21 protein-coding genes are annotated in these 25,248 nt (G+C 64.8%); 1 reads left to right on the plus strand and 20 read right to left on the minus strand.

The annotated features are described in order from the left end of the window. The 3 genes from OU02_RS02050 to rplJ form a co-directional block, all read right to left on the minus strand. Complete coding sequence (locus OU02_RS02050) at positions 1 to 1,677, minus strand: FHA domain-containing protein (protein ID WP_033488480.1); 1,677 nt, start codon at positions 1,675 to 1,677, stop codon at positions 1 to 3. Between the two features lie 240 nt (positions 1,678 to 1,917). Next, positions 1,918 to 2,298: a 50S ribosomal protein L7/L12 gene (gene rplL, locus OU02_RS02055; RefSeq protein ID WP_022858902.1), complete on the minus strand. Its 381-nt coding sequence runs from the start codon at positions 2,296 to 2,298 to the stop codon at positions 1,918 to 1,920. A gap of 116 nt (positions 2,299 to 2,414) precedes the next feature. Then, a complete protein-coding gene (rplJ, locus tag OU02_RS02060) occupies positions 2,415 to 2,936 on the minus strand; it encodes a 50S ribosomal protein L10 (protein ID WP_022858901.1) in 522 nt (173 codons plus the stop codon). Between the two features lie 417 nt (positions 2,937 to 3,353). On the opposite strand from rplJ, the gene OU02_RS02065 reads away from it, so the two are divergent. Beyond that, positions 3,354 to 4,271 (plus strand): metal ABC transporter solute-binding protein, Zn/Mn family, encoded by a 918-nt coding sequence (locus OU02_RS02065; protein WP_033488481.1) that lies wholly within the window; start codon positions 3,354 to 3,356, stop codon positions 4,269 to 4,271. 506 nt (positions 4,272 to 4,777) lie between these two features. On the opposite strand, the gene OU02_RS02070 is transcribed toward OU02_RS02065, so the two are convergent. The 17 genes from OU02_RS02070 to OU02_RS02150 form a co-directional block, all read right to left on the minus strand. Next, positions 4,778 to 6,175, minus strand: coding sequence for an NCS2 family permease (locus tag OU02_RS02070; protein WP_033488482.1), 1,398 nt, complete (start codon positions 6,173 to 6,175; stop codon positions 4,778 to 4,780). Positions 6,176 to 6,365: 190 nt separating this feature from the next. Then, on the minus strand, positions 6,366 to 7,145 hold the full coding sequence (pstB, locus tag OU02_RS02075) for a phosphate ABC transporter ATP-binding protein PstB (RefSeq protein WP_026643513.1): 780 nt from the start codon (positions 7,143 to 7,145) through the stop codon (positions 6,366 to 6,368). Positions 7,146 to 7,176: 31 nt separating this feature from the next. Beyond that, on the minus strand, positions 7,177 to 8,139 hold the full coding sequence (gene pstA, locus OU02_RS02080) for a phosphate ABC transporter permease PstA (RefSeq protein WP_033488483.1): 963 nt from the start codon (positions 8,137 to 8,139) through the stop codon (positions 7,177 to 7,179). Beyond that, positions 8,136 to 9,116 (minus strand): phosphate ABC transporter permease subunit PstC, encoded by a 981-nt coding sequence (gene pstC, locus OU02_RS02085; protein ID WP_051918142.1) that lies wholly within the window; start codon positions 9,114 to 9,116, stop codon positions 8,136 to 8,138. The genes pstA and pstC overlap by 4 nt, the downstream gene beginning before the upstream one ends. Before the next feature lie 8 nt (positions 9,117 to 9,124). Continuing rightward, positions 9,125 to 10,240, minus strand: coding sequence for a phosphate ABC transporter substrate-binding protein PstS (pstS, locus tag OU02_RS02090; RefSeq protein ID WP_033488585.1), 1,116 nt, complete (start codon positions 10,238 to 10,240; stop codon positions 9,125 to 9,127). Positions 10,241 to 10,394: 154 nt separating this feature from the next. Further along, positions 10,395 to 11,102: a response regulator transcription factor gene (locus OU02_RS02095; RefSeq protein WP_033488484.1), complete on the minus strand. Its 708-nt coding sequence runs from the start codon at positions 11,100 to 11,102 to the stop codon at positions 10,395 to 10,397. Beyond that, a complete protein-coding gene (locus tag OU02_RS02100; protein WP_052110231.1) occupies positions 11,099 to 12,226 on the minus strand; it encodes a sensor histidine kinase in 1,128 nt (375 codons plus the stop codon). Before OU02_RS02100 ends, OU02_RS02095 begins: the two co-directional genes overlap by 4 nt. Positions 12,227 to 12,228: 2 nt before the next feature. Then, the gene (gene mtnN, locus OU02_RS02105; RefSeq protein WP_033488485.1) at positions 12,229 to 12,924 is read right to left on the minus strand and encodes a 5'-methylthioadenosine/S-adenosylhomocysteine nucleosidase; all 696 of its coding nucleotides are present in this window, start codon (positions 12,922 to 12,924) and stop codon (positions 12,229 to 12,231) included. A gap of 24 nt (positions 12,925 to 12,948) precedes the next feature. Next, complete coding sequence (locus OU02_RS02110; RefSeq protein ID WP_033488486.1) at positions 12,949 to 14,193, minus strand: 3-deoxy-7-phosphoheptulonate synthase; 1,245 nt, start codon at positions 14,191 to 14,193, stop codon at positions 12,949 to 12,951. Positions 14,194 to 14,264: 71 nt separating this feature from the next. After that, on the minus strand, positions 14,265 to 16,337 hold the full coding sequence (locus tag OU02_RS02115; protein ID WP_033488487.1) for an acyltransferase family protein: 2,073 nt from the start codon (positions 16,335 to 16,337) through the stop codon (positions 14,265 to 14,267). A 38-nt stretch (positions 16,338 to 16,375) separates the two neighbouring features. After that, positions 16,376 to 17,509, minus strand: coding sequence for a 3-deoxy-7-phosphoheptulonate synthase (locus OU02_RS02120; RefSeq protein WP_033488488.1), 1,134 nt, complete (start codon positions 17,507 to 17,509; stop codon positions 16,376 to 16,378). 127 nt (positions 17,510 to 17,636) lie between these two features. Continuing rightward, positions 17,637 to 18,992, minus strand: a complete 1,356-nt coding sequence (locus tag OU02_RS02125; RefSeq protein WP_033488489.1) for a C1 family peptidase — start codon at positions 18,990 to 18,992, stop codon at positions 17,637 to 17,639. Positions 18,993 to 19,256: 264 nt separating this feature from the next. Further along, a complete protein-coding gene (locus tag OU02_RS02130) occupies positions 19,257 to 20,879 on the minus strand; it encodes a coiled-coil domain-containing protein (protein ID WP_238552185.1) in 1,623 nt (540 codons plus the stop codon). A 120-nt stretch (positions 20,880 to 20,999) separates the two neighbouring features. After that, on the minus strand, positions 21,000 to 21,683 hold the full coding sequence (locus tag OU02_RS02135; RefSeq protein WP_033488588.1) for a pyroglutamyl-peptidase I: 684 nt from the start codon (positions 21,681 to 21,683) through the stop codon (positions 21,000 to 21,002). Positions 21,684 to 21,688: 5 nt separating this feature from the next. Beyond that, the gene (locus tag OU02_RS02140) at positions 21,689 to 22,426 is read right to left on the minus strand and encodes an IspD/TarI family cytidylyltransferase (protein WP_051918393.1); all 738 of its coding nucleotides are present in this window, start codon (positions 22,424 to 22,426) and stop codon (positions 21,689 to 21,691) included. 30 nt (positions 22,427 to 22,456) lie between these two features. Next, positions 22,457 to 23,545 (minus strand): purine nucleoside phosphorylase YfiH/LACC1 family protein, encoded by a 1,089-nt coding sequence (locus OU02_RS02145; protein WP_080720583.1) that lies wholly within the window; start codon positions 23,543 to 23,545, stop codon positions 22,457 to 22,459. A 157-nt stretch (positions 23,546 to 23,702) separates the two neighbouring features. Then, complete coding sequence (locus OU02_RS02150) at positions 23,703 to 25,226, minus strand: peptidase U32 family protein (protein ID WP_033488591.1); 1,524 nt, start codon at positions 25,224 to 25,226, stop codon at positions 23,703 to 23,705. Positions 25,227 to 25,248: the final 22 nt, after the last annotated feature.

The raw sequence follows: 25,248 nt of genomic DNA on the forward strand, positions 1-25,248 counted from the left end.
TCACTTCCCCATCGCTTTGCGGTAGTCTTCGTAACCGGGATTGGTGCTGAGCGCCTTGTCCACATCGGCGTTGCCCTGCGCGGCGAGCCAAGCATACAGGTCGTCGTACAACGCCGGGTTCATGGCAAGGAACGGCAGCAGTTCGGCATGGCGCGCCATTTCGAACTGTTCGGCGAAATCGTCGCTGCGGCGTGCCTGGTCGGAGTTGTAGCCGCCGGCCTCCACGAGTTCCTCGCGCTGGTTGAACTCGCCCTTGGCCACACGTTCGAACACCGAGCCGGGTTCGAAGGCCGGGGTGAATGCCTGCGTCTGCTCAGGCTGGTCCACTTCGCCGGTCTGCGCGGTGGGCTTGAAGCGCGCATCGACGTCGGCGGCCGCGGGTGTGGGCTGGGCCTGCACCGTCTGGAGCGGCTGCGCGGTCTGAGCGGATTGCACAGGCTGCACGGTCTGCACTGGCTGCTCGGCCTGCACAGACTGCTCTACAGCAGTCGTATTCGGCGTAGGCTGCTGTTCGTTGGATTGCTGATTGACGGCCACGGACGACTGCATATCCACCGCGACCGGTTCGTCACGGTGCTCGGCGTGCAACGATGTGGTGAGCACCTCAAAATCAAGGGCCGTGCTCTGCTCGGCGAACCGGCGCTGCTCCTGCCCCTGCTGTTCCTGGGGGCGCTGCACCATTGGCTGCGTGTCATGCTCCACTGCTGGCGCCGCAGCTTGGGCGGCCGGCTGCGGTTCCTGAGCGGGCGCGGGCTGTGCGGCGGTCTGCTGGTTGGCTGGCTCCTGCTGGACGGCAGGTTGCGCAATAGCAGGCTGTTGTGCGACAGGCTGCTGCGGGGTCATCTGCAGCGGCATGATGTCAGGCAGGCGCGGTTTGCCCAATTCATCCACGGAGATCAGACGGTCGGCCGGGCGTCCACCGGCGTGGCGCGGGCCGTCGTGCATGCGTGGCACGAATTCCTCTTTCTTCACAGCGGGCTCGTCGATCTTGCCCGCAGCCACATCGTGCGCATCGGCGAACAGGTCACGGGGAGCCGCGTCAGGCGCGTCCTCTTCGACCGCGTCGTTCGTGGTCACCGGGTTGATTGGCTGAGCGAACGGCACGAAGGTCTGCTGCTCGGCCTCGCGCAACTCATGCGCGCGCGTGCGCACACTGTTGGAATCAAAGATGTTGGTGGGCTCGCCGGCGCGCAGATTGAGGATGTCGTCCACCGAAAGCTCCGATGCTTCCGGTTCGGACGCCACGTTGTCGAGCGCGTAGTCGAACAGGTTCGCCACGGCCGGATCGTCGCTGTGTGTGGTGCTGTCATCGATGAAGCGCACAAAATCCACCGGCACATCGCCGAACTGCAGACGCACGGTGTCGTCGGTCAGTGCGAAGTCGGAGCCGGATGGCAGTCTCACCAGATCGTTGCCCGGACGCACCAGATATGTGCCGTTCGTGGAGTTCATGTCGCGCAGAATCGCGTTGCCATCGCTTTTCACCGAGAATTCGGCATGGCGTTTGGACATCGATCGGGTGTCGTCGAGAATCTCGACGCGCGTGGTGCCGTCATCGCTCAAGGGGCGCAACGGTTTGCGACCTATCTCCACGGTCTGCCCTGCCTCGACGCTGGTCAAATCCGAACCATCCACGCGGATCATCCATTTCGTCGTTGCTCGTTGATCACCGCTCACCGTGGGACCTTCCTTTCATCGAGTGGGCACGCGCTGCACCATTGTACGCAGCACGCCCAATCAAGCACTGCGGCAGCCAATCGCTCTTACTCCCGCCAGTCTATCGCAATACACGGTGTTTCACCGGGGTGCACGGCGGGTGTTCACGCCAGACTGACCGGAAAGAAAAACCCCGCAGGGCTTGTGCCCCACGGGGTCAGACGTCATGTCGTCAGTGATATGCGGCTTAGGCCGCGCACATCACTTGAGCTCGACGGTGGCGCCAGCTTCTTCGAGCTGAGCCTTGGCCTTCTCGGCGTCTTCCTTCTTGGCGTGCTCGAGAACCGGCTTCGGAGCGCCGTCCACGAGGGCCTTGGCCTCGGCGAGGCCGAGGTTGGTGATGCCACGCACAGCCTTGATGACCTGGATCTTCTTGTCGCCAACGGCGGAGAGGATGACGTCGAACTCATCCTTCTCTTCCTCGGCCGGAGCAGCGCCCGGAGCGGCGGCAGCGGCGACGGCGACCGGAGCGGAGGCCTCAACGTCGAACTTCTCTTCGAAGGCCTTGACGAACTCGGAGAGCTCGACGAGGGTCATTTCACCGAAAGCTTCGAGCAGCTCATCCTGGGTGAACTTAGCCATTATGGCTTCCTTTCAATCGTGGCGCGCGGCGGGTTGTTTCTGTTCCGCACACCTGAAATTTTTCTTTGTTTTCCGGTTTATTCCGACCGATTGCACTGCGGTGAACCGCAGGGCGATCAGGCAGCCTTCTCCTGCTTTTCGCGCAAGGCGTCGACCGTACGGACGGCCTTCGTCGGCAGCGCGTTGAACAGGCGTGCAGCCTTGGCCATGGTGCCCTTGAGGGCGCCGGCCAGTTCGGCAAGCAGTTCCGGACGAGACTTGAGGTCTGCGAGCTGCTTGGCACCCTCGGCGTCGTACACGGTTCCGTCTGCGAAACCGCCCTTGACGATGAGGGCCTTGTTGGTCTTGGCGAAGTCACGCAGAATCTTCGCAGCGTCGATGAAGTCACCCTTCACGAAGACGACGGCGGAAGGACCGGTGAGCATCTCATCGAGACCCTCAATGCCGGCTTCCTTAGCGGCGATGCGGAACAGCGTGTTCTTAGCCACAGTGTAGGAAGTATCGCGGCCTAGCTTTTCGCGCAGATCGGAAATCTGCGGAACGGTAAGCCCGCGGTACTCGGTCAGGTAGACCGCGTCAGCGTTACGGAATGCTTCCGTAAGCTCGGCGACCACCACTTCCTTTTCGGGCCTCTTCATGGCGTTCCTTCCTAAGTCGGCCGTTGACTGTGAGGCGGGGCGCCAAACCCGGGCAACAAAAAAGCCCTGCACACAGGCAGAGCGGCAAACGTCCTTGAAATCATCAAGGATCCTTGTTTCTCAACCTGCGCTGGCTTGGCGAACCAAACTTCGTAGGATCACGGGTGACCCTCAACCAACGGTCTGTGGTTTACAAGAGTTTGAATTTACCGTGCCCCGCCGACGTACGGCACTTCGGGCGTGTCGCACAGGTAAGCCCTGAAGTCAATCCGGCGGTTTCCCCGCCGCGGGCCGCCCCCAAAGCCCTACAATCAAAGAAACGATTGTGCGCATTTCGCGCATATTGAGAATCATTCTCAGTAATATGCTATACTCGAACATCAGAGACACAAGCGCCAAAACAGTGAAGGAACACCTATGAGCACATGGATTCGCCGGACATTCGCCGCGTTCACCGCCATCGTATTCGCAGCCAGTGTGGCGGCATGCTCCGGCCAGGGCGAAGCCTCGCCCTCCGCGTCAAACACAGCAAACAAAGACGGCGTGATCACCGTGATCGCCGCCTCGAACCAGTGGGGCTCGCTCGCGAAGGAACTGGGAGGATCGTATGTGGACGTCACCTCGATCCTCAACAACACGAGCACCGACGCGCATGACTACGAGCCGACGTCGAACGACATCTCGAAATTCCAGCACGCGCAGGTCGCGATCGTCAACGGCGCGGGCTACGACGAATGGGCGGTCAAAGCGGCCGAGCAATCCAAGGCGATCGTGATCGACGCGGCGGACGAAGGCGGCAAGAAGACCGGAGACAACCCGCATGTGTGGTTCTCGTCCGACGTGCGAGTGAAGACGGCCGACGCGATCACCGCCGCGTACGAGAAGATCATGCCCGAGCACAAGACGCAGTTCCAGGAGCTCAACGAGAAATGGCAGGCCACCGAAGACAAGCTCGAGGAACAGCTCGCCACCGTGGCGCAGGCCGACGACGCGATGCCGTACGCAGCCATCGAATCGGTGGGAGAATACCTGGCCGACGACATGGGGCTCAAGGATGTGACGCCGAAGGGCTACAAGCAGGCCGCCGCGAACGAAAGCGAACCGACGCCTTCGGACATCAAGCAGTTCACCGACCTGCTCAAGAAGGGCGACGCAAAGATGCTCATCATCAACTCGCAGGAGCCGAGCGACATGACCGACCAGCTTGTCTCAGCCGCGGACTCCGGCAATGTGCCCGTGGTCGACATGACCGAGCAGATGCCGTCGAACTACAAGGGTCTGCACGAGTGGATCACCGAGATCATTGACCAGATGCAAGCCACGCAGAAGAAGTGAGCACCTGATCCATCCTCATCCCCTAGACTGCCCGTAGCCCCAGCTGCGGGCAGTATTGTTATGTCGCATGCCCTCCTCCTCGCTGCGGGTAGTACCTTCTTCGTTACAGGTAGTGCTTCGTTTACTACGGGCAGTGTACCTACTCGTGCTTAGTTCCTACAATCGTTCGAAAATGGCGGTTTTTGAGTGAGGCTTAGTCAAAAAAAGCACTGCCCGTAACGAAGAAGGTACTACCGTAGCAAACGAAGCACTACCCGTAGCAAGAAGGAGAAAAGAAAGAAGAAGGTGAAGAGGGAAAGAAAGAAAAGGAGAGGGAAGAAAAGAAGGTGCAAGAACAATAAGGAGTGCAGGAAGGAAAAATGCAACAACAAAAGGGTGTTGCGCATGGAGCACCCATGCGCAACACCCTTGGTCGGACTTGCGCTCTCCCGGCGAACCGTTCGGGTAGGTTCACGCAGAACCTGTCAGCCGGACTCGAATATCCCTCGTCGGGAGCCGCATCCTGGCTACTGCAGGATGGCCATGCACACGAAGTCGAGGATGAACAGCGCGGAGACGATCCAGACAATCGGATGCACCTCGCTCGCCTTCTTGCGGCACACCTTGACGATGCAGTAGGTGATGAAGCCGGCGGCGATGCCATAGCTGATCGAGTAGGCGAACGCCATGAACACCGAGGCGAAGAACGCCGGGATCGCTTCGCTGATGTCGTCCCAACGGACTTCCTTGAGCGAGGCTGCCATCATGCAGCCGACGATGACGAGCACGCCCGCCGTCGCGGCGCTCGGCACAGCGGAGACAATCGGGGCGAAGAAAATCGACAGCGCGAAGAAACACGAGACGAACACCGAGGTGAGGCCGGTGCGGCCGCCCGCCGCGATGCCCGCGGATGATTCGACGTATGTCGTGGTGTTCGATGTGCCGCAGATCGCGCCGATCGACGTGGCCACGGAGTCGGCGAAGAGCGCCTTGTCCATCTTGGTCTTGAAGCCGGAGCCGTTCTCGGCCGATTCCTCGTCGGCCTTCGAGAAGATGCCGGTGCGGCGGCCGGTGCCGATGAACGTGCCGAGCGTGTCGAACACATCGGACATCGAGAACGCGAAGATCGTGACGAGCACGAGCGGCAGACGGCCCGGGTTCGAGAAGAGCGAACCGAAGCCTTCGCCGGTGAACAGCGCGCCGAAGGTCTGCGGCAGCTGGCCGAAGGCCTCGCCGATCGAAATGGACTGGTTCATGGTGGTCAGGCCCATGGGGATGCCGATGACCGTGGTGATGGCGATGGCGAGCAGCATGCCGCCCTTGACCTTGAGGATCGTGAAGACGATGACGAGCAGCAGTCCAATGAGGAACAGCCACAGGGTCGGGTTGTTGAACGTGGCCAGACCCGGCGTGGCACCCGTGGCCAACCCCTTGCCTGCCGACTCGGCGTCCTTGGTGGAGAACGTGATGAGGTCCACATTGAGCAGGCCCACGTATGCCACGAACAGGCCGATGCCGCCGCCAATCGCGTGCTGCAGCGCGTCGGGGATGGCGCGGATGATCATCTGGCGCACCTTGGTGACCGTGATGAGGATGTTGATCAGACCGCACAGGAACACCATGCACAGCGTCTCCTGCCACGTGAATCCGAGGCCGAAGCAGACGGTGTAGGTGAAGAACGCGTTGAGGCCCATGCCCGGGGCGAGCGCATACGGCACGTTCGCGAAAAGGCCCATGATGAGCGTGCCGACGATGGACGCGATGATGGTGGCGAGGAAGACGCCACCCCACGGCATGCCGGTCTGCGATAGAATCTGCGGATTGACGATGATGATGTAGGACATCGCGAAGAACGTGGTGAGGCCGGCCATGAATTCGGTCGACACGGACGTCCCGTTCTCTTTCAGATGGAAAAACTTCTCCATGGAAAACCTGTTTTTCTTCTCGTGAAACCTTCGTTATTGATGCCCGCCGGTACGGCGGAACAGCACGACGCTACCATGCGAATGTGTTCTGGATGTTGCAGGCCAACCGTCGTACCCTCCACATACTACGCCATGAGCGAACCAAAAGGCCCCTGTGCGGCATGCATCCGCACAGGAGCCTCACCCGCTGTCAGCCGAAATGGCCGGAGACGTAGCGTTCCGCCTCCTCGTTCTGCGGGTTGTTGAACATGGTGGTGGTGTCCGCGAAATATTCGAGATGCCCCGGCTGCCCCACCGCCTTGAGGTTGAAGAACGCCGTGTAGTCGGCAATGCGCGCCGCCTGCTGCATGTTGTGCGTGACGATCACGATCGTATAGTCCTGCTTGAGCTCGTTGATGAGGTCCTCCACGGCGAGCGTCGAAATCGGGTCGAGCGCGGAGCACGGCTCGTCCATCAGCAGCACCTGCGGATGCACGGCCACGGCGCGCGCGATGCACAGGCGCTGCTGCTGGCCGCCCGAAAGGCCGATGCCCGGGTTGTCGAGGCGGTCCTTGACCTCGTTCCACAGGTTGGCGCCACGCAGCGCCCACTCGACGAGGTCGTCGGCGTCGGACTTGGAGATGCTGCGGTTGTTGAGCGTGACGCCCGCGAGCACGTTCTGCCGGATAGACATGGTGGGGAACGGGTTCGGACGCTGGAAGACCATGCCCACGTCGCGGCGCACGGCCACCGGGTCGACGTCTTTCGCGTACAGGTTCTGCCCTTCGAGCAGCACTTCGCCGGTGCAGTACGCGCCCGGCGTGATCTCGTGCATGCGGTCGAGTGTGCGCAGCACGGTCGATTTGCCGCAGCCGGACGGCCCGATGAACGCGGTGACCTTGTTCGCTTCGATGTTGAGGTTGACGTCTTCGACTGCGAGGAACGACCCGTAGTAGATGTTGAGATGGTTGACGTCGATATGCTGTCCCATTGGAAATCCTTCTGTTGCGTGGGGTCTGTGGCTACTTCTTCTTGGCGGAGAACACGCGCGCCACGATTCTGCCGATGAGGTTGAGGATGAGCACGAGCAGGATGAGCACGAGCGCCGCCGACCATGCGCGTTCCATGGGGATCGTGGTCACGCAGCCGGTGGCGGCGTCTGCGGCGCAATTGGCGCGATACTTCGAATACTCCTGGTACACGTAGACGGGCAGCGTGGTCATCTCACCCGAGAAGAGGTTCATGTTCGTCGAGACGATGTAGCCTGCTGTCATGAGCAGCGGCGCCGTCTCGCCGATCACACGCGCGATCGCGAGGATCGAGCCGGAGACGATGCCGGGCAGAGCGGTGCGCAGCACAATCTTCGTGATCGTGCGCTGTTTCGTCACGCCGAGGGCGAGCGACGCCTCACGCAGGTCGTTCGGCACGATCTTGAGCATCTCCTCGGTGGTTTTGACCACAGTGGGGATCATGAGCAGGCTCAACGCGACCGATCCTTCGAAGCCGTTGATCGTGCCCGGGCCCACCACGAGCGCGAACATCGAGTAGGCGAACAGGCCGGCCACGATCGAGGGGATGCCGCTCATCACATCCACAAGCAGGTGGATCGTGGTGGCGAGCCGCGACTTGCCCGCGTATTCGATGAGGTACACCGCGCACATCACACCCACCGGAATCGAGATGAGCATGGCGCCGAAGGTGATTTCGAGCGTGCCGATGATGGCGTGCAGGATGCCGCCATAGCCGCCCGACGGCGTGGGGTTGCCGCCGATCACATTGGTCATGTTGTGCGAAAGGAAATCCCAGTTGAGGCGCGCCGCACCGCGCACGATCGTGGTCCACAGCAGCGAGATGAGCGGGATCAACGCCACGATGAACGCGAGCACGATCAGTACGCGCATCACGATGTCTTTGCGTTTGCGTGCGGCGATGTACGAACGGGTGGGCTTGAATTTGTCGAAATCAATGGTTGGCTGGCTCATCATTTGCCCGCTTTCTCAGTAATGCGACGCGCCAGAAGGTTCACGAGGAACGTCAGCACGAATAGCACCAGACCGGTGCCGATCAGCACCGAGACGCCGATGGAATCGGCCTCGGGGTATTGCGCGGCGATGTTGGCCGCGATCGTCTGGTCCTGCGAGGCCTGCAGCAGTTTGAACGAATACTTGAGCCCCGGCGAGAGGATCATCAGCACGGCCATCGTCTCGCCGAGCGCACGGCCCAAACCGAGCATGGACGCGGAGACGATGCCGGATTTGCCGAAGGGCAGCACGGCGAGCTTGATCATCTCCCATTTGGTGGCGCCGAGGCCGAGCGCCGCCTCTTCGAGCAGCTTGGGGGTCTGCTGGAAGATGTCGCGCGCCATCGACGTGATGATCGGCAGGATCATGATTGCGAGCACGAGCGCCACAGTGGCCACGGTGCGCGGCGGGTTGGAGGCCGGCCCGGCGAACAGCGGGATCCAGCCGAGGTACTGCGCCACCCAATTCCAGAACGGGTAGATCGACGGCACGAGCACGAGCCCGCCCCACAGGCCGTAGATGACCGACGGGATGGCTGCGAGCAGGTCGACGATGTAGCTGAGCACGGCGGCCAGGCGGCGCGGCGCGTAATGCGAGATGAACAGCGCGATACCGATCGAGACGAAGAACGCGATGACGAGCGCGAGCGCCGCCACGAGCACGGTGCCGAACAGCAGCGGCCCGACATAGCCCCAGAAACTGTGGGCCTTGCCGCCGGTGAACTTGCTGATCGTCTCGCTGTTGGCGGCCTGGTCGCCGCCGATGAGCGGCCACGCCTGCACGAGCAGGAACATGGCGACCGCGGCGAGCACGACGAGGATCAGTATGCCGCACGCGACGGCGATGCCTTTGAACACCTTGTCCGCCTGCTTGCCCGCGACGGGCGCGGTGAGCGTGGATTCGCCCAGCCCTGGGGACGGCTGTGATGTGGTTGTGGTCATGGCTGGCCTCACTTTGCGTTGATGGCGTCGACCGACTGCCGCACGGTCTTCGCCACGTTATCGGGCAACGGCGCCGAACCGGTGGCGCTCATCGCGTCTTGCTGCCCCTTGTCGCTGACCACGTACCCCAACCATGATTTGGCGAAGCGCGCGGTGTTGGCGTCGGAGTACACCGGGCATGCGATGTCGTAGGAGACGAGCACGATCGGGTACGCCCCCTCTGCCGTGGTCGTGTGGTCGATGTCGAGCACCACGCGGTGCTCGCCTTTGGCCTCGCTGCTGAGCGAGGCGTTCGCCACGGCCTTCGAGGCCGCTTCCGCCGAGATGTCGGTGTAGCCGTCGCCCACCTTGATCGAGATGGTGCCGAGGCCGCCGGCCTGCGAATAGTCCGAATAGCCGATCGTGCCGTCGGCCTGGTCGATCGTGCTGATCACGCCCGACGTGCCTTTGGCGCCCTGCCCCACGTCGTTGGGCCAGTTCTCGGAAAGTTTGTGGGGCCAGTCGCCCGGCGCGGCCGCCTTGAGGTATTCGACGAAGTTGAGGGTGGTGCCGGATTTGTCGGAACGGTGCACCACGGTGATCGGCGTGGCCGGCAGGTCGAGGTCGGGGTTCTGCTTGGCGATCGCCGTGTCGTTCCACATGGTGATCTTGCCGTTGAAGACCTTGGCCACGGTGGCCGCGTCCATGTTCACATGCTTGCCGGCGTCGGAGACACCGCGCAGGCGGAACACGATCGCGAGCGGCGAGATGTAGACCGGCACGTCGAACGCGGTCTGCCCCGCGCACACCTTCTTGGACTGTTCCACCTGTTCGTCGTCGAGCGGTTTGTCCGACCCGGCCCACACGGTGGCGCCGGTGAGGAACGTGGTGACGCCCGCGCCCGAACCGGAGGGGTTGTATGAGATCTTCGCGTTGGGATTGCTCTTCTGGTAGCCGGCGATCCACGCTTCCACAGCGGTCTGCTGCGATGAGGCCCCCGCGCCCGCGAAGCTGCCCGAGATCGACGAGGCGTTGGCTTGCGGTGTCTGGGAGGGATCGACGTTGTCCCCGCATGCGGCGAGCGCGCACGTCAGTGACAACGCGCTCAGTGCCGCGATGCAGCGGCGCGGTGTCTGCGTTCGCATCATCAGTCTTCCCTTTCGTTCATGATGATTCGGCCGGGGCTCCGTACCGCCCGACGCGCGCCGCGCACGGGCGGGCATGGCTGCCCCACCGTTTTCACAGTCTATAGGGTGCGCGCGGGCCATGTGCGCGGTTAGGTGAACGGAAGTTGAATTTTCACACGCGCGCCGGATCGTCGATTTTGTAGCCCAAGCCGCGCAATGTGGTGAGTATGCGGGGTTTGGACGGATCGGGCTCGATTTTCGCGCGGATGCGTTTGATGTGCACGTCGAGCGTCTTCGTGTCACCGGTGTAGTCGGCGCCCCACACGTGGTCGATGATCTGCTGGCGCATCATCACACGCCCCTGGTTGCGCACGAGCAGTTCGAGCACCTCAAACTCCTTGCGTGGGAAGAACACAGGGCGGTCGTGCACATACACCTCATGCGAGGCGAGCAGCATGCGCACAGGCCCGCACACGAGTGGCACCTCGCGCGGCGGCTCAGCGGGCGGCGCGTCTGGCGCCGCGGCCCGCCGGCGCACGACCGCGTGCATGCGGGCGAGCAGCGCTCGGAACGAATACGGTTTGGTCACATAATCGTCGGCGCCGAGCTCAAGGCCGAGCACAACGTCGCTCTCCTCGCCTTTCGCGGTGAGCATGATGATGGGCACGGCGCTGCGCTCGCGCATGCGCCGGCACAACGTGACGCCGTCGACGCCCGGCAGCATCACGTCGAGCAGCACAAAACCGAAACCGCCGGCCTGCCACATCTCCCACGCCTGCTCGCCGGTGGCGGCCGCCTCCACCTCGTAGCCTTCGCGCATGAGCTGGTAGACGAGCGGCGCGCGGTACGAGACCTCGTCCTCCACGACAAGCACTTTCATTGCGAATCCTCCCCTGTCGTATCCGCGCGTGGCACGCGCACGGTGAACGTCGACCCCTGCCCCTCATGCGACCACACGCACAGCGCGCCGCCGCACGCCTGCACGTACCGTTGCGCGATCGACAGGCCAAGCCCCGTACCGCCCGTTTCGCGCGAGCGCGCCGGGTCGACGCGGTAGAACCGTTCGAACACACGCTCAATCTGGTCCGCCGGAATGCCGATGCCATGGTCGACGACGCGCACGAGCACCTCGCCGGCATCCGCCGATATGTCGACGACGACCGTGCTGCCTTCGGGCGAATAGTTCACCGCGTTCTCGATGAGGTTCTTGACGGCGGTGACGAATCCGGCGCGGGGCCCCCGCACACATGGCGCGCCGGACGCCACGCGCTCGCGCACATGCAGGCTGACGGCGCGCGCCTGCGCCACGGCCTCTGTGCGTTCCGCCGCTTCACGCACGGCCGGCGTCACCGCGAACACGCTTGTCTCGGTGTCGCGCCGCTCGGAACGGCCCAGTTCGATGAGATTGTGCACCAGGGCGGTGAGCCGTTGCGATTCCACGAGGATGCGCTCGGCGAAATACGAGACGGATTGCGGGTCGTCGGGGGCGTCGCGGATCGTCTCGGCGAGCAAGGTGATTGCACCAATTGGTGTTTTGAGCTCATGCGAGACATTGCCCACGAAATCGCGCGCCATCGACTGCCAGCGTTCGTCCGCGCCGGCGTCGGCCACGAGCACGGCGCAGCGGTCGGAGTCCAACTGCCCCACGGCCACGCGCCAATGGCCGTGGTCCGCGCCGTGCGGCGAGTCGATGTCGCGCGTGCGCGGCTGGCCGTCGGCGAGCACGAGGTTCACCACGTCGCGGATCTGCGGCACGGCGAGCGCCCCATGCTCCACGATGCCCGCTTGCACGGCCCGTTCGTCGGCGAAAGACACACCTTGGCGCGCCTCGACGATGACGAGCGCCTCATCCAGCAGTGGGGCGAGGCGTTGCGCGCCGTCACCGGTGCGCGCACGCCCGGCCGTACCCGCGCGCGCGGCTCCGCGCCGGCCGCGGCGGTAGGCTACGAGCGAGCACAGCGCGCATGCGAGCACGCCGGCCGCGACTGCGAAGACCCACTCCACGGCTACATGCGCCGCAGCATTGTGACGGCGATGTTCGCGGCGGTGTTGGCGTATTCGGAGATGTCGAAATCGCGGAACTCCTCGTAATCGGTGTCGGCGTTGTCGCTCATCGCGCGGATCACGAGCGCCGGCACGTCGTTGCGCGCCGCCACGTGCACGACGGCCGCGCCTTCCATCTCCACGGCGTCGGCGTGCGTGAGGCTGATCACGCGCTCGGTCTGTTCGGGCGAGTCGACGAAGTAGTTGCCCGACGCGATGATGCCGGTGATGTGGTTGATGCCCATCTCGCTCAACACGTCTTCGGCGAGCGCGACGAGGCGCGGGTCGGAGTGGAACTCCTCGGTGCAGGGCTTCCACTGGCCCACGAGGCGCATGTCGGTGTCGAGGTAGCGCAGCGTGCCGCCGAGCACGATGTCGTTGATGTGCAGTTCGGGGTTGAGGTTGCCGGCGATGCCGGAGAAGATCACGGCGTCGGGTTCGGCGCAGTCGATGAGGTATTGCGTGGTGGCGGCCGCGTTCACGAGGCCCATGCCGCCGACGGCGATGACGACGTGCAGCGGTTCGCCGGCGTCCGTGGTGAGTTCGCCATGGAGCACGGCGAGGCTCGCGCGGTGCTCTTCGCGCACGTTCGTGCACACGTCGGCGATGTGCGCGGCCTCTTCTTCCAAGGCGGTGATGATGGCGATGCTACGGGGCATGGTTCCTCGATTCGTTGATGGGTGTCAGTTCCAGCGGCGGGTGCGCACGGCTTCGGCGAGCTCGTGCAGCAGTTGTTCGGTGACGGGCCAGCTGAGGCATTTGTCGGTGATCGACTTGCCGTAGACGAGCTGGTTGAGCGGCGCGGCCGGCTGGTTGCCCCCTTCGAGAAAGCTTTCCATCATGATGCCGGTGATGCCGGGTTCGCCTTGGGCCACGCGCCCGGCGATCTCACGCACGACATGCGCCTGGCGCACGTCGTCCTTGCCGGAGTTGCCGTGCGAGCAGTCGATGATCAGGCCGTGCGCGGCGGCCGAATCGGCGGGCATCTGCGCGCGGATCGCGTCCATGGATTGCGCCACCGACCCGGCGTCGTAGTTGGGGCCTGTGCTCGACCCGCGCAGCACGACATGGCAGTCCGGGTTGCCGATCGTCTCGACGGCGCATGCGCGGCCCATGTGGTCGATGCCGAAGAAGGTGTGTGGTTGGGCGGCGGCGAAGCAGCCGTTGACCGCGGCCTTGACCGAGCCATCAGTGGCGTTCTTGAAGCCGATTGGCATCGACAGCCCGCTCGCGAGCTGCCGGTGCACCTGGCTTTCGGTGTTGCGCGCGCCGATTGCGCCCCAGCTCACCGCGTCGGCGATGTACTGCGGGCTCGTGGGCTCCAGGAACTCGGTGGCCACCGCCAGCCCGGCTCCGAGCACGTCGAGCAGTGTTTTGCGGGCGAGCAACAGTCCCTTTTGGATGTTGTGGCTGCCGTCGATGTCCGGGTCGTTGATCAGGCCTTTCCAACCCACCGTCGAGCGCGGTTTTTCGAAGTAGACGCGCATCACGATGAGCAGCTCGTTCTCCAGTTCGCGCCGCACACGCTCGAGCCGGTGCGCGTAGTCAAGTGCGGCTGCCGGGTCGTGCACCGAACATGGGCCGACGAGCACAAGCAGACGGTCGTCCTGCCCATACAGGCACGCGCGAATCTCGTCGCGCGACGAGGCGACGATATGGCGTGCGCGTGCATCGAGCGGCAGTTCCGACAGCACTTGCGCGGGTGTGGGCAGCGGGTCGAGCTCCATCACGCGGCGGTTGATGATGCGGTCGATGCCCACTTCGTCTTCCCAACGCGGCAGGTCGTGCATGTCGGTGAGCGGATTGCCGCCTTCGGCCACGATCCGGTGCACGGCGTGCAGCTGCTCGGGCGTATAGGTCAGCGGCTTGCCTTGCGCGATGGCGCGTGCGTGGTCCTCGAACTGCGGCGTGTGCGGGTCGTGTGCCATGGGCCGTGCTCCTCCTTCGCTGATTGCTGCCTCTACGATAACACCGTGCGGCGGCGCGACCGGCCCGCGCACTAGCTGTGCGGACACAGCGCGCCATACAGCTGCTGTTCGTACGCCTGTGTGCCCAATTCGTTGGGGTGTGTGCCGTCGTCGTATAGATACTCGGGGTGGGCGGTGGCGAGCGCGGACCAGTCGATGATCCCCACATTGGGGTGGGCCGCGGCGACCTCCTGGAACGTGGCGTTCGACGCGGCGGTCCACTCGACCGGCGCGAGTGCCGTGACGAAATACAGCGGCCGACCCGCGGCGAGCTGCACCACATGCTCGGCTTGGTCGCGCGTGGCGGCGCCGTTCGTGCCGAGCGCGAAGACGATGACCTGCGGGTCTTCGCCGCCGGCCAGGAACTGGGCGAGCAGGTCCTCGCCGGTGGCGAACTGCCGGCTCACCGCGCCGTCGATATGCGCCTGCGGGAAGTGCTGTTGCAGGGTCTGTGCCACGGCCGCCGTGACCGAATCGCCGATCATCAACATGCGCGCGCCGCACTGCTGCGCGGCTGCATCGCACCGCCAGCGCGAGGGGTCGAGGTTGTTCGGCACTATGAGCGCGCTCACCTGCGGTTGCGCGGTATCCTGGGGGCGCGGCTGCGCGGGGTTGGATTGCGTGGGCGACGGCGCGGGCTTGGCCAGCTGTTTGCGGGCCTCTTCGGCCGTCAGCGCGAGTTCGGGGCGCAGCTGCACGGCGCGCGCATGGGCGATCGCATGCCAGTTGAACGGCAGCATGAGCACCAGCACGGCGAGCGCGCCGGCGACGATGCCCACCACGGCGCCCGGGCGCAGGCGTGAGGTGAGGGTGGCGAAGCGCGTGCCGGCTGTGCCAAGCGCGCGCACGGCGGTGTTGCCTGAGGCCGCGAGACGGCGGCCGAGACGCTCGCCGGCAGTCTCGCGCGCGGGATCGGCATCGTGTTCGGTGCGCGTGAGCCACGGCAGCCACGGTGTGCCGCGCATCGCTTCGATGAGCTGGAAGAAGACTTCGCCCACAGCCACGATCAGCGCGAACTGGCCGAGGTGCCCCCACCATGGCAACGGCGTGGTGCGCGTGGCCGGGTTGAGCGCAATGAGCAGCGGGTAGTGCACCAAGTAGAGCGAGAACGAGCGCGAGCCGATGTAGCTGCACAGTTTGGCGCCCATCGCGCGCATGAACACACCGGCGTGCATGCCGGCCCAGATCATGGCGGCGGCGAGCAGCGCGAACAGCAGATAGCCGCCGCGGTAGAGCCACGCCGACTGCGGGTCGACGGTGACGAAGCAGACGCAGAACACCACGAGCAGCGCGAAGCCGAGCGCATTGACGAGCTGTTTGCCGGTGACGCGCAGCGCGCGCCCGTGCACATGCACGGTGTGGCTGAAGAACTGCCAGCGCGGCGGGTCGTGCGCGAACTCGTCGTCCTGCCGCCCCGCGTACCGGTGCAGCAGCACGGCGAGCGCGGCGCCCACGAGCAGTTCGGCGGCACGCGTGTCCAGCCCGTAGTAGATGCGCGACGTGTCTTGCCCGGGCGTGTACAACAGCAGCATCTCGAGCGACGATGCGAGCGCAAGCGCGCCGATGAGCGCGGCGCGCGCCACGCGCGAGCGGCACAGTTGGAAGATCAGCACGAACAGCAGCGGCCAGAGCACATAGAACTGCATGATGAGGCTCGTGAACCACAGGTGCGTCAGTGGCGAGGGCAGACCGGCCGCCTGGAAGTACGAGAGTTTGCGGAAGATGAACGACCAGTTGCTGTAGAACAGCGCGCTCGGCAGCGCGTCGCCGCGCACTTTGGGCAGCAGTGACGGCGCCATGCAGTACACGAGGATCGCCGTGCCCGCGATCGTGGCGAGCACGCTCGGCCAGAGGCGGCGCACACGCCCGCGCAGGAAGTGGGGGTACGAGAAGCGCAAGCGTTCAAACAGGTTGACCATGCTGCGCGTGAGCAGGAACCCGCTGACCACAAAGAACAGCGTGACTCCCAGGAACCCGCCCGGCAGCAGCGAGGGGCGCGTGTGGTAGCCGATCACGCCGATGATCGCGAGCGCACGCATGCCGTCAAGGACGGCGATGTGGCGGCTCGCGGTCGTCGGCACACCGCTCACCACGATTCGCGGCATGATGCCCCCTCAATACTGGTATGGATTGTGCGGTTGCGTCACTCGGCGGCGGTGCGGCGGGCGGCCACGGCGTCGGCGAGCGCGCGCAGCACCTCTTCGGTGCGGTCCCACGGCACGCAGGCGTCGGTGACCGACTGCCCGTAGACGAGTTGGTCGAGCGGGGCCGGGGCCTGATGGCCGGCCACGAGGAAGCTTTCCATCATGATGCCCAGAATGCCGCGTTCGCCAGCGGCCACACGCGAGGCGATGTCTTCGACCACCTGCGCTTCGACCACTTCGTCTTTGCCGCAGTTGCCGTGCGCGGCGTCGATGATGAGGCCGTGGTCGCTGGGGCCGGACGCCTTCGAGGCCTTGAGGTCGTCAAGGGCACGCGCCACCGAGACAGGGTCGTAGTTGGGACCGGCGCTCGAACCGCGCAGCACGAGGTGGCAGTCCGGGTTGCCTTTCGTCTCGGCCGAGATCACCTGGCCGTCCAGATTGATGGAGAGGAAGTGGTGTTCGTTGGCGGCGGAGAAGCAGGAGTCGGCGGCCGGTTTGATCGAGCCGTCGGTGGCGTTCTTGAAGCCGATCGGCATGCTCATGCCGCTCGCGAGCTCGCGGTGCACCTGGCTTTCGGTGTTGCGCGCGCCGATCGCACCCCAGCTGACCAAGTCGCACAGGTACTGCGGGGTGATCGGGTCGAGCCATTCGGTCGCGGTGGGCAGGCCGAGCGAGAGCACGTCGGTGAGCACCTTGCGCGCGAGCCACATGCCTTTGCGGATGTCGAAGCGGCCGTTGAGGTCGGGGTCGTTGATCAGGCCTTTCCAGCCGATCGTGGTGCGCGGTTTTTCGAAGTAGACGCGCATGACGATGAGCAGGCGGTCACCCAGCTCGCGGTTGAGTGCGGCGAGGCGCGTGGCATACTCGTGCGCGGCCTTCGGGTCGTGGATCGAACAGGGGCCGACGATTGCGAGCAGGCGGTCGTCACGACCGTGGAGCACGTCGCGGATCTGGCTGCGCGAATCGAGCACGAGGTCGCGCATCGCGTCGGTGAGCGGCAGTTCCTTGATGAAATAGCGTGGCGCCGGAATCGGGTCGAGTTGGCGTATGTTCACGTCCACGGTCTCGGGAACCACCGCACGCTCGTCGAGCAGTGCGTCCTGCGAACTGTCAGGCCCACGCAGTGCTGTCATTGTTTCTCTCCTCTTGCTCTGTGCGCCGCGGCGCGACCCGCGCGCGCGGCGAAACCGGATACCCAGTGTAAGGCAACCCAGTTGACTTGACCACCGGCGTTCCAGAATCCCACGCGCGGGGATCGGCTTAGGCGAGGGCACCCATCGGGTCCCATGCCGGCAGCATCGTGGCGGCCTCGTCGAGCGCCTTGCGGTACTCCTCAGGCAGCATGGCCTTCGGCACTGCCACCTCGAACACGTACTGGTCGAACCAGTCGTCGGCCATCGTGAAGTAGCCCTTGTCGGCGATCTTCGTGCCCCACGAGTTCTCGACGCGCCAACGGCGGGTCGTCGTGCCGTCGTCGTCCACGTCCACGCCCACGAACGCCATCGCGTGGTTCATCGCAGAGTCGGCGAAGCGCACGCGCTGCTCCTTGTCCATGTCGAAGTCCACATCGTAGACCTCGCCGTATTCGAACAGGTCGGTGGCCCATGCGCCGTCCTGGCGGTCCATCATCGGGTGGCAGTCGGCGCCGAACCACACGGGGATGCCCTGTTCCACGAGGATGTCACGCACACAGTCCTTCATGAACTCGATCGGCACGTTGAGGTATTCGGTCGGGTCGCCGCCCGCCACGTTGCCCAAGTGCTCAATGCCGATCTTCGTGCCCTTCGCATGCTCCTTGCGCGGATCGTCGACGAGGCACACGTAGCTTTCCAGGTCGGCGCCGCCCACGTACTTGTTCCAGAACTCGACCGGCGTGATCTCGCCGTCGCGGTGGAACACGCCGTCGGCGTCGGTCCACTCCCAGTGGAACGACTTCGGCGGCTCGCCCAAGTGGATCGTGAGCATGCGGTGGCCGTCCTCGACCGTGCGCGCGATGATCTCGTCGATCTCATCCGGGTTGGCCTGCATGTGCGCGACGGCGGTGTGCAGCAGGCGGCGCAGCTGTGTGTTCATCTCCGAGGTGTTCTTCGACGATTCGGTCTCCGGATAGAGGCTCTTGGGCACGGCGCCGTACTTCTTGTACACGTTCATGGCCATCGTCCACTGGCCGCCATCGCCCATCACGTCGTGCAGCATGTGCTGGAACAGGCGCGAATCGACCGGTTCGCCCGCGCGGACCAGACCGGCCATGTCCTGCATGAAGTAGTTGATGCGCTCGAGCTTGTCGAAGTACATCGCGTAGTTCTGCGAGAATTCGAATTCCTTGAGGTTCATGGCCTTCTTGGCCACGAAACGGGCCACATTGAGCGAGCTGAAGAGCCAGCAGCGGCCGGAACGGTCCTGATGTGTGGCTTCGCCGTTGTCCACCACGGTCGAGAACCGGCGCTGCAGCAGGCGTGCGCGGTCGTAGTTGCGCGCCACGTTGTTGATGCCCGCGGCGGTGACGGCGTTCATGGCCATGCGGTTGGCCTTGTTGGCGTCGAAGTCGTGGCGCAGGGTGTCGAGTCGGTTGGCGGACAGGGGTTCGAGCTGAGGCAAAATGGGGTTCCTTTCCATGCATATGGGTGGTGAATCAATACCAATGCACAAGGGTACTCCCCGACGCGCGTGTGCGCCCGTGGCTCAGCTGGCACCGGCATCGTTCTTCCGCTACGGGGAGTGCATTCTCTGCTACGGGTAGTGCCCTACCGGCTCACATCTCCCCTGCAATCCGCCATTTTCCAACAATCAGACACGGGAATTGCTCCGAGGAAGCACTACCCATAGCAAAAGGTCCGGCCCCATGGCGGCGCATGGGACCGGACCTGGTGGGCAGTGCGGTCACTGATCGTGTGACAACTGGGTGTCGTCGTTGATCGTGCCGTCTTCGTCGTCCACGACCTGATTGTCGCGCTGGTCGAACACGGGGGCGCCTTCGGAGACCATCGAACGGTCGTTCTCCTGGGCCACGGCGATCACTTCGGTTTCGGCGGCCTGGTCATGGCCGTCATCCTGCGCGTCGGCGTCCTGCTCGGCAGTGCCCTGCTCAGCGGCGGCGGGCGCGTCGAGCGGCGGCACGGTCGGCGTGGCCGCGGGCTGGGCCGGCTCCTCCGTGCTTTCGATCAGCACGTCGTCGTCCTGGTCGCCATCCGCTTTGTTGTCGCTTTCCACAAACGCGTTGACGACCGACATCGAATCGGTGGAGTGCTGGTTGTCCACGCCGAATCCGAAGCCGGCGAACGCATTGGCGAACATCGAACGCAGTTCGGAGACGCGCTGCGTGATGTCCGCCTCGCGGCTCTGCAGCTCGCCGATGCGCTTATGCAGTCCATCGAGCTCGGTCTGCGCGGCCTTGCGGCGCTCCTCGATCTGCGCGGCGGCCTCGCGGCTCGCCTTGTCGACGATTTCAGCGGCCGTCTCGTCGGCCTCCTTACGTTTGTCCGCGGCGTACGTGTCGGCGTCTTCGCGGATCTGCTTGGCTTCGGCAATCTGCGCCTCAGCCTCTTCCTTGGCCTGCGCGCGGCGCTCCTCCAAGTGGCCGAGCAGTTCGGAAACCTTCTGTGTGGCCTCGTCCTGCTGGGCGGCGATGTCGGCGCGGATCTGCTCCACCTCCGCGTTCACCTGGCTCATCGTCTTCGTGCGGTTCACTTCGGCGGAATCGGTGATCTCCTGCGCCTGCGCCTTCGCTGCGTCGGTGATCTCACCGGCCTTGCGCTGCGCTTCGGTCATGAGCTTGGACACCTGTTCGCGCACGTCGGCGAGCTTCTTGTTGGCGTCGGCGAGCGCCGCCTCGATCTGGTCGTTCGTCTCGCTTTTGAGACGCGTGATCTCCTCGTTCGCGCTCTTGCGCTGCTGCGCGATCGTGGCCGTGGCCTCGGCGCGCTGCTCGGACAGTTCACGCTCCTGCGTGGCGCGCTCGGATGCGAGGCGCTTGTTGTGTTCTTCGCGCGAGTTCGTGAGCTCAAGGTCGAGCGTCTGGCGCTGCTCCTTGACCGTCTTCGCGGTGGATGCGCGCAGCTGCGCGGCTTCCTGCTGGGCGCTCGTGATGATCGTCTGCGCTTCGTTCTGCGCGTTCTTGAGCAGCGTATCCGCCTTGGCCTGCGCGTCGTCGACGAGGTGCTGAGCGTCGAGCTTGGCGTTGTTGATCAGCGTCTGCGACTGGGACTGCGCTTCGACGCGCGCGGACGCGGCGTCTTTCTTGGCGCGCTCGAGCAGCTCCGTGCTTGTCTGCTCGGCCGACGCGAGCATCTGCTGCGCGTTGGCGCCGAGCGAGGCGAAGGTGTTGTCGGTGCTCGCCTTGCGGTTCTTCTCTTCCTGCAACTGGGCCTGCAGCTGCAGCACGTTGTCGTCTCCGGCCTTGACCTGCTCGCGCAGCCGGTCGATTGTGGTCTGCGCCGCAAGCATCGCTTCGTCCACGCGTTCTTTGTCGTACCCTCGCAGCACGACCGGGAACCGCTCCACCATAGTCGTTTCCTTTCGTTGGCAATTCCCCCACACACGACTGGTGCATGAGTGCGTCTTCTCTGCACTTTAGCGTACGCCACGAACTCGCATTGAGCATAACCGTGCGTGCGCCGGCGCGCGTCACGGAACCAGGATGTCGGGGCCCATCGGCCGCTTGTAGTAGCGCGCCGCCTCACGCACCACGTCACGCCCGGCGGTGATCTGCTGGGCGAGCGGCAGGCCGTGCTGCGGGTGCGGCTGTTCGTTGACGGGCGGCAGGTTGACGAACCCGCACATCGTCGGCCGCTGTTGGCGCGCGGCCCATGCCTGCAGGTGGTAGAACAGCGCGTTGCACACGAATGTTCCGGCGTCCGAACTGAGGGACGCCGGGATGTCGTCGGCGGCGAACGCGTTGAGGATCGCGCGCAACGGCAGGCCGGTCCAGTAGGCGGCCGGGCCATCGGCGTCGATCACGCGGTGGCCGGGGATCACGTTGTCGGCGTCGGGGCGCGTGGTGTCTTTGAGGTTGATCGCGCAGCGTTCGAGCAGGATGCCGCGCGCGGCCTGCTTGAGGCCAGTGGCGATCACGATGTGCGGATGCACCCGTTCGAGCGTCTCGTTGAGCATCGGCCACGCCTTGCGGAAGCTGACCGGCATGTGCACGGCGTGGATGCGCACGTCCACGCCGTGCAGCGGGTCCTCGAAATCGTTGGGGTCGACGGCGATGCCCTCTTCGGCGAGCGTGTCGGGCACGATGAGCGCGGGATTGACCGCGATGCCCTCGTATGGATCGAACCCGGAAATGACAACAGATAGTTCTTGCATGGGCATCACTCGGCCAGACGACCGGCGATGAGCCGCGCAAACGGCATGTCGTCCTGCGTCGTCACCTTCATGTTGAGCGGCGAACCGCCGACGATCGCAACCGGCTCGTTGGGCAGATAGTCCACCACCACACGGGTGTCGTCGGTCGGGCGGAAGTCCGGGTCGTCGGCAGCCAGACCGTAGGCGGTGCGGATCGTGTCGAAGCGGAACGCTTGCGGGGTCTGCGCGCGGAACGCATGGCGGCGCTCAGGCACCTGCGCCACGGTCTCGCGGTCGCCCAGGTCCTGCGTGAGCAGGATCGTGTCGGTCGACGGGCAGGCCACGGTGGCGGCCTTGAACTCGTCGAGCGCGTCGATGCAGCCGTCGATCTGCTGTTGCGAGACAAAAGGGCGCACCGAATCGTGGATCAGCACCTTCGCGTCGGTGGGCACACCATGGTCGGCGAGCATGCGCAGCGCGGCCTCGGTGCTGTCGGAGCGTTCGGTGCCGCCGTCAATCACGGCCTGCACCTTGGTATAGCCGGCCGTGGTGATGAGCCGTTCGATCGCCGGGTGCACCTGCGCGTTGGCAACGACGAGGATGTCGGTCACACGCGGGTTGCGTTCGAACGCGGCGATGCTCCAGCCCACGATCGGCGTGCCGGCAAGCGAGACGAGTTGTTTGGGATTGGCCGGGTCGAACCGCAGGCCCGAGCCTGCGGCGAGCACCACGGCCACGACCGGAGTGGTCTGTGCGGTAGTCATTGTGGTTCCTTAGATGTGGATGGGATGGGGTCACTGGCGCACGATCAGCGCGAGCATGCGCCCTTCATGGGCCTTGTGCGCGAGCTGGGCGCGGCGGTGCGAGAACCACAGCGGGTTTTCGAGCGTGCACATGCTGTGGCGGATGTGCTTGATGCGTTCGTCGAGCTGCGGGGCGCCCTCGTTGTCCTCACGGCACAGCTGCTCGAGTTCGGCGTCCTGCGCGAGGTACTGTGTGGCGGCGTTGACGCGCGGCTGCGACGAATAGATGTGGCTCGCGCTCACACCGGCCTGGTCGAGCGCCATCAGTGCGGCCTTGTTGATGTCGATGCCCGGGCCGCCGAAGCGCGTGAGCGTGAAGGTGCCGGGGAACTTCGCGTCGAACTCGTCGGCGATCGCGTCGCCGGTCTCGTAGCAGTCGCCGCAGATCGCGGGGCCGAGCGTGGCGAGGATGCGCGCGGGGTCGGCGCCCTTGGACTTCATCATCTCCACGGTGGAGCCGATGACGCCTTCCATGAGACCCTTACTGCCACAGTGCGCGGCGGCGATCACGCCGGCAACCGGGTCGGCGAGCAGCACGGGCAGGCAGTCCGCGGCGAATACGCCGAGCGCGATGCCCGTCTGCGTGCTGACCTGCGCGTCGCCTTCGATGATCTGCACGGCGCCATCCACCGCCTCCACATCATCCACGGGTGCGGCTTCCTGCGTGCCCGAAGCGTCGAAACCGAACGAACGGTTGGGCTCGAAGTGTTCGTCGATGTCGATGGCATTCCCCGAATGCACCTGGTTGATCAGTGAGAGCTTGGCGTGCAGTTCGTTCGCGAGCGCGTCGCGGTTCGCGCGCACATGGTCCGGCACGTCGCCGGACTTGCCGCCCAGGTTGAAATGCGCCCATTCGTCGGTGCTCGCGCCGCCGAGGCGCGTGGTGTAGACCACGGTGATGTTCGGCGCGAGCACAATCGGGATTGTCACCGGGATCGGGTTGCCTTCGCTGTCGGTCGGTTCGATCGCGGAGCTGTCGAGGATCGCATCGTCGTACCGCGCATCGTTCGCCGCGGCCTCGTCCTGCTGCCGCACGGTCTTCTTGCCGAGCGACTGGACCGCCTCAAGCAGATCCTGCATGTTGATCTGCACTGGCTTGTGGTCTCCCGCGCCGGTGGGCTGGTTGTTCTGCTGTGGTTCGGCGGGCTGCGCCGATGGTTCTTGTGCACTCATACCGCCCACTGTAGCCGCTCCGCTGGCGCGCGCATGTTCGCTGACCGTAGATTCGCGTCAACGGTCATTCTGCTTTGAGCGTGGGGCGCTTCGTGCGCGAGCGCAGCGCCGCGTTGACGGGAACCTCGACCGGCATCGGCAGCGAGAACACGTGCGCGGGGTGGTTAATCAGTTCGACCGGCTCGCCTTCGGCATCGCGCAGCCCTTCAGACGGCACGATGTATTGCAGCGGCGCCTCTCCCGGCAACAGGATCTCGACGAGCTGCCCCGGTTCGATCTTGTTGCGGCTCATGATTGTGAGCCTTCCACCGTCTTCGGGCGTCCATTCGAGCGCCTCACCCACCACGAGCCAGTCGCGGAAATACGCGCTGCGGTCGGTGTTCTGCGTGACCTTCTGTTCGGGGTAGTAGAAACCGGTGCTGTAGTCGCGGTGCGCCACCTTGCCCGGCTCCTCGCGCAGCCAGTCGGGCAGTTCGACGGGCGGCGCCGGATGCACGGCGGCGTGCTTCCAACCGGCGTCTTCGGCGTATTCGGTCTGGCGTTCCAAGCCGGTGCGGCGCGCCTGGCGGTTCGACAGCTCGCCTTCGTCGACCGCGCTGTCCCAGTTCGGCATGCCGGCGAACGCCTCGTCGGCGTGCAGCATGATCGAATCGGGTTCGGCGGCGTCTTGCGCGCCCTCCTCGCCCGCACGGATGACGCGGTCGCGGAACGGCTTGAGCTCGTTACCATCGGCGTCTTCGAAGCCGCGCTGCACCATGTATGCGTTCACGGCGCTCTTATATGCGTTCGTCATCGCCGCCACATAATACGCGCTCTTGGAGCGGCCTTCGATCTTGAGGCTCGTGGCGCCCGAGTCGATCAGGTCGTCGAGGTGCTCCATCATGTTCATGTCCTGCGAATTGAACAGGTAGGTGCCTTGCGCGGTCTCCTCGATCGGGAACACTTGCCCGGGGCGTTTCTCCTCGACGAGTGAATACTTCCAGCGGCACGGCTGCGCACATTCGCCATGGTTGCCGTCGCGGCCGGTCAGGTAGTTGGAGATGAGGCAACGGCCGGAGAACGCCATGCACATCGAGCCGTGCACGAAGGTCTCGATGTCCAGGTCGTCGGGAATGTTGGCGCGGATGTCGCGCACGGCCTGCAGGTCCATTTCGCGCGCGAGCACGACGCGGCGCGCGCCCAGTTCGTAGAGCGCGTTGGCGGCGGCGTAGTTCGTGACGCCGGCCTGCGTGGAGACGTGCAGTTCCAGTTCGGGCGCGATGCGGCGCGCCATCATCAGCACGCCGATGTCGGTGACGATCAGCGCGTCCACGCCCGTGCCGCGCAGCTGCTCGATGTAGCGTTCGATCGCGGTGATCTCGTTGTTGCGCGGCAGGATGTTGAGGGTCACGTAGACGCGCGCGCCGCGCTCATGCGCATAGCGCGCGCCTTGCGTGAAGTCGTCGATGCTCAGGTTGCGCGGCGCCGAGCGCATGCCAAAGGCCTTGCCGCCGCAGTAGACGGCGTCAGCGCCGTAGTCCACGGCGGTCATGAGGCCGCGCAGATTGCCGGCCGGTGCCAGTACTTCGGGTTTGGAACGACGTTTGATCACAGGCGTATTCACGAGGGAC

Origin of the sequence: Bifidobacterium pseudolongum subsp. pseudolongum DSM 20099 (assembly GCF_000771225.1) — a bacterium.
In the GTDB taxonomy this organism is placed as follows: Bacteria; Actinomycetota; Actinomycetes; order Actinomycetales; family Bifidobacteriaceae; genus Bifidobacterium; species Bifidobacterium pseudolongum.

Bases quoted from the DNA above. Each gene is read 5' to 3' on its own strand.
- OU02_RS02110 (WP_033488486.1), bottom strand. From the start codon at position 14,193: ATGGCACACGACCCGCACACGCCGCAGTTCGAGGACCACGCACGCGCC.
- pstA (WP_033488483.1), bottom strand. From the start codon at position 8,139: ATGATGAGCCAGCCAACCATTGATTTCGACAAATTCAAGCCCACCCGT.
- pstC (WP_051918142.1), bottom strand. From the start codon at position 9,116: ATGACCACAACCACATCACAGCCGTCCCCAGGGCTGGGCGAATCCACG.
- rplL (WP_022858902.1), bottom strand. From the start codon at position 2,298: ATGGCTAAGTTCACCCAGGATGAGCTGCTCGAAGCTTTCGGTGAAATG.
- OU02_RS02095 (WP_033488484.1), bottom strand. From the start codon at position 11,102: ATGAAAGTGCTTGTCGTGGAGGACGAGGTCTCGTACCGCGCGCCGCTC.
- OU02_RS02145 (WP_080720583.1), bottom strand. From the start codon at position 23,545: ATGCAGGATCTGCTTGAGGCGGTCCAGTCGCTCGGCAAGAAGACCGTG.
- OU02_RS02135 (WP_033488588.1), bottom strand. From the start codon at position 21,683: ATGCAAGAACTATCTGTTGTCATTTCCGGGTTCGATCCATACGAGGGC.
- OU02_RS02070 (WP_033488482.1), bottom strand. From the start codon at position 6,175: ATGGAGAAGTTTTTCCATCTGAAAGAGAACGGGACGTCCGTGTCGACC.
- OU02_RS02130 (WP_238552185.1), bottom strand. From the start codon at position 20,879: ATGGTGGAGCGGTTCCCGGTCGTGCTGCGAGGGTACGACAAAGAACGC.
- rplJ (WP_022858901.1), bottom strand. From the start codon at position 2,936: ATGAAGAGGCCCGAAAAGGAAGTGGTGGTCGCCGAGCTTACGGAAGCA.
- OU02_RS02125 (WP_033488489.1), bottom strand. From the start codon at position 18,992: ATGGAAAGGAACCCCATTTTGCCTCAGCTCGAACCCCTGTCCGCCAAC.
- pstB (WP_026643513.1), bottom strand. From the start codon at position 7,145: ATGGGACAGCATATCGACGTCAACCATCTCAACATCTACTACGGGTCG.
- OU02_RS02115 (WP_033488487.1), bottom strand. From the start codon at position 16,337: ATGCCGCGAATCGTGGTGAGCGGTGTGCCGACGACCGCGAGCCGCCAC.
- OU02_RS02120 (WP_033488488.1), bottom strand. From the start codon at position 17,509: ATGACAGCACTGCGTGGGCCTGACAGTTCGCAGGACGCACTGCTCGAC.
- mtnN (WP_033488485.1), bottom strand. From the start codon at position 12,924: ATGCCCCGTAGCATCGCCATCATCACCGCCTTGGAAGAAGAGGCCGCG.
- OU02_RS02140 (WP_051918393.1), bottom strand. From the start codon at position 22,426: ATGACTACCGCACAGACCACTCCGGTCGTGGCCGTGGTGCTCGCCGCA.
- pstS (WP_033488585.1), bottom strand. From the start codon at position 10,240: ATGCGAACGCAGACACCGCGCCGCTGCATCGCGGCACTGAGCGCGTTG.
- OU02_RS02065 (WP_033488481.1), top strand. From the start codon at position 3,354: ATGAGCACATGGATTCGCCGGACATTCGCCGCGTTCACCGCCATCGTA.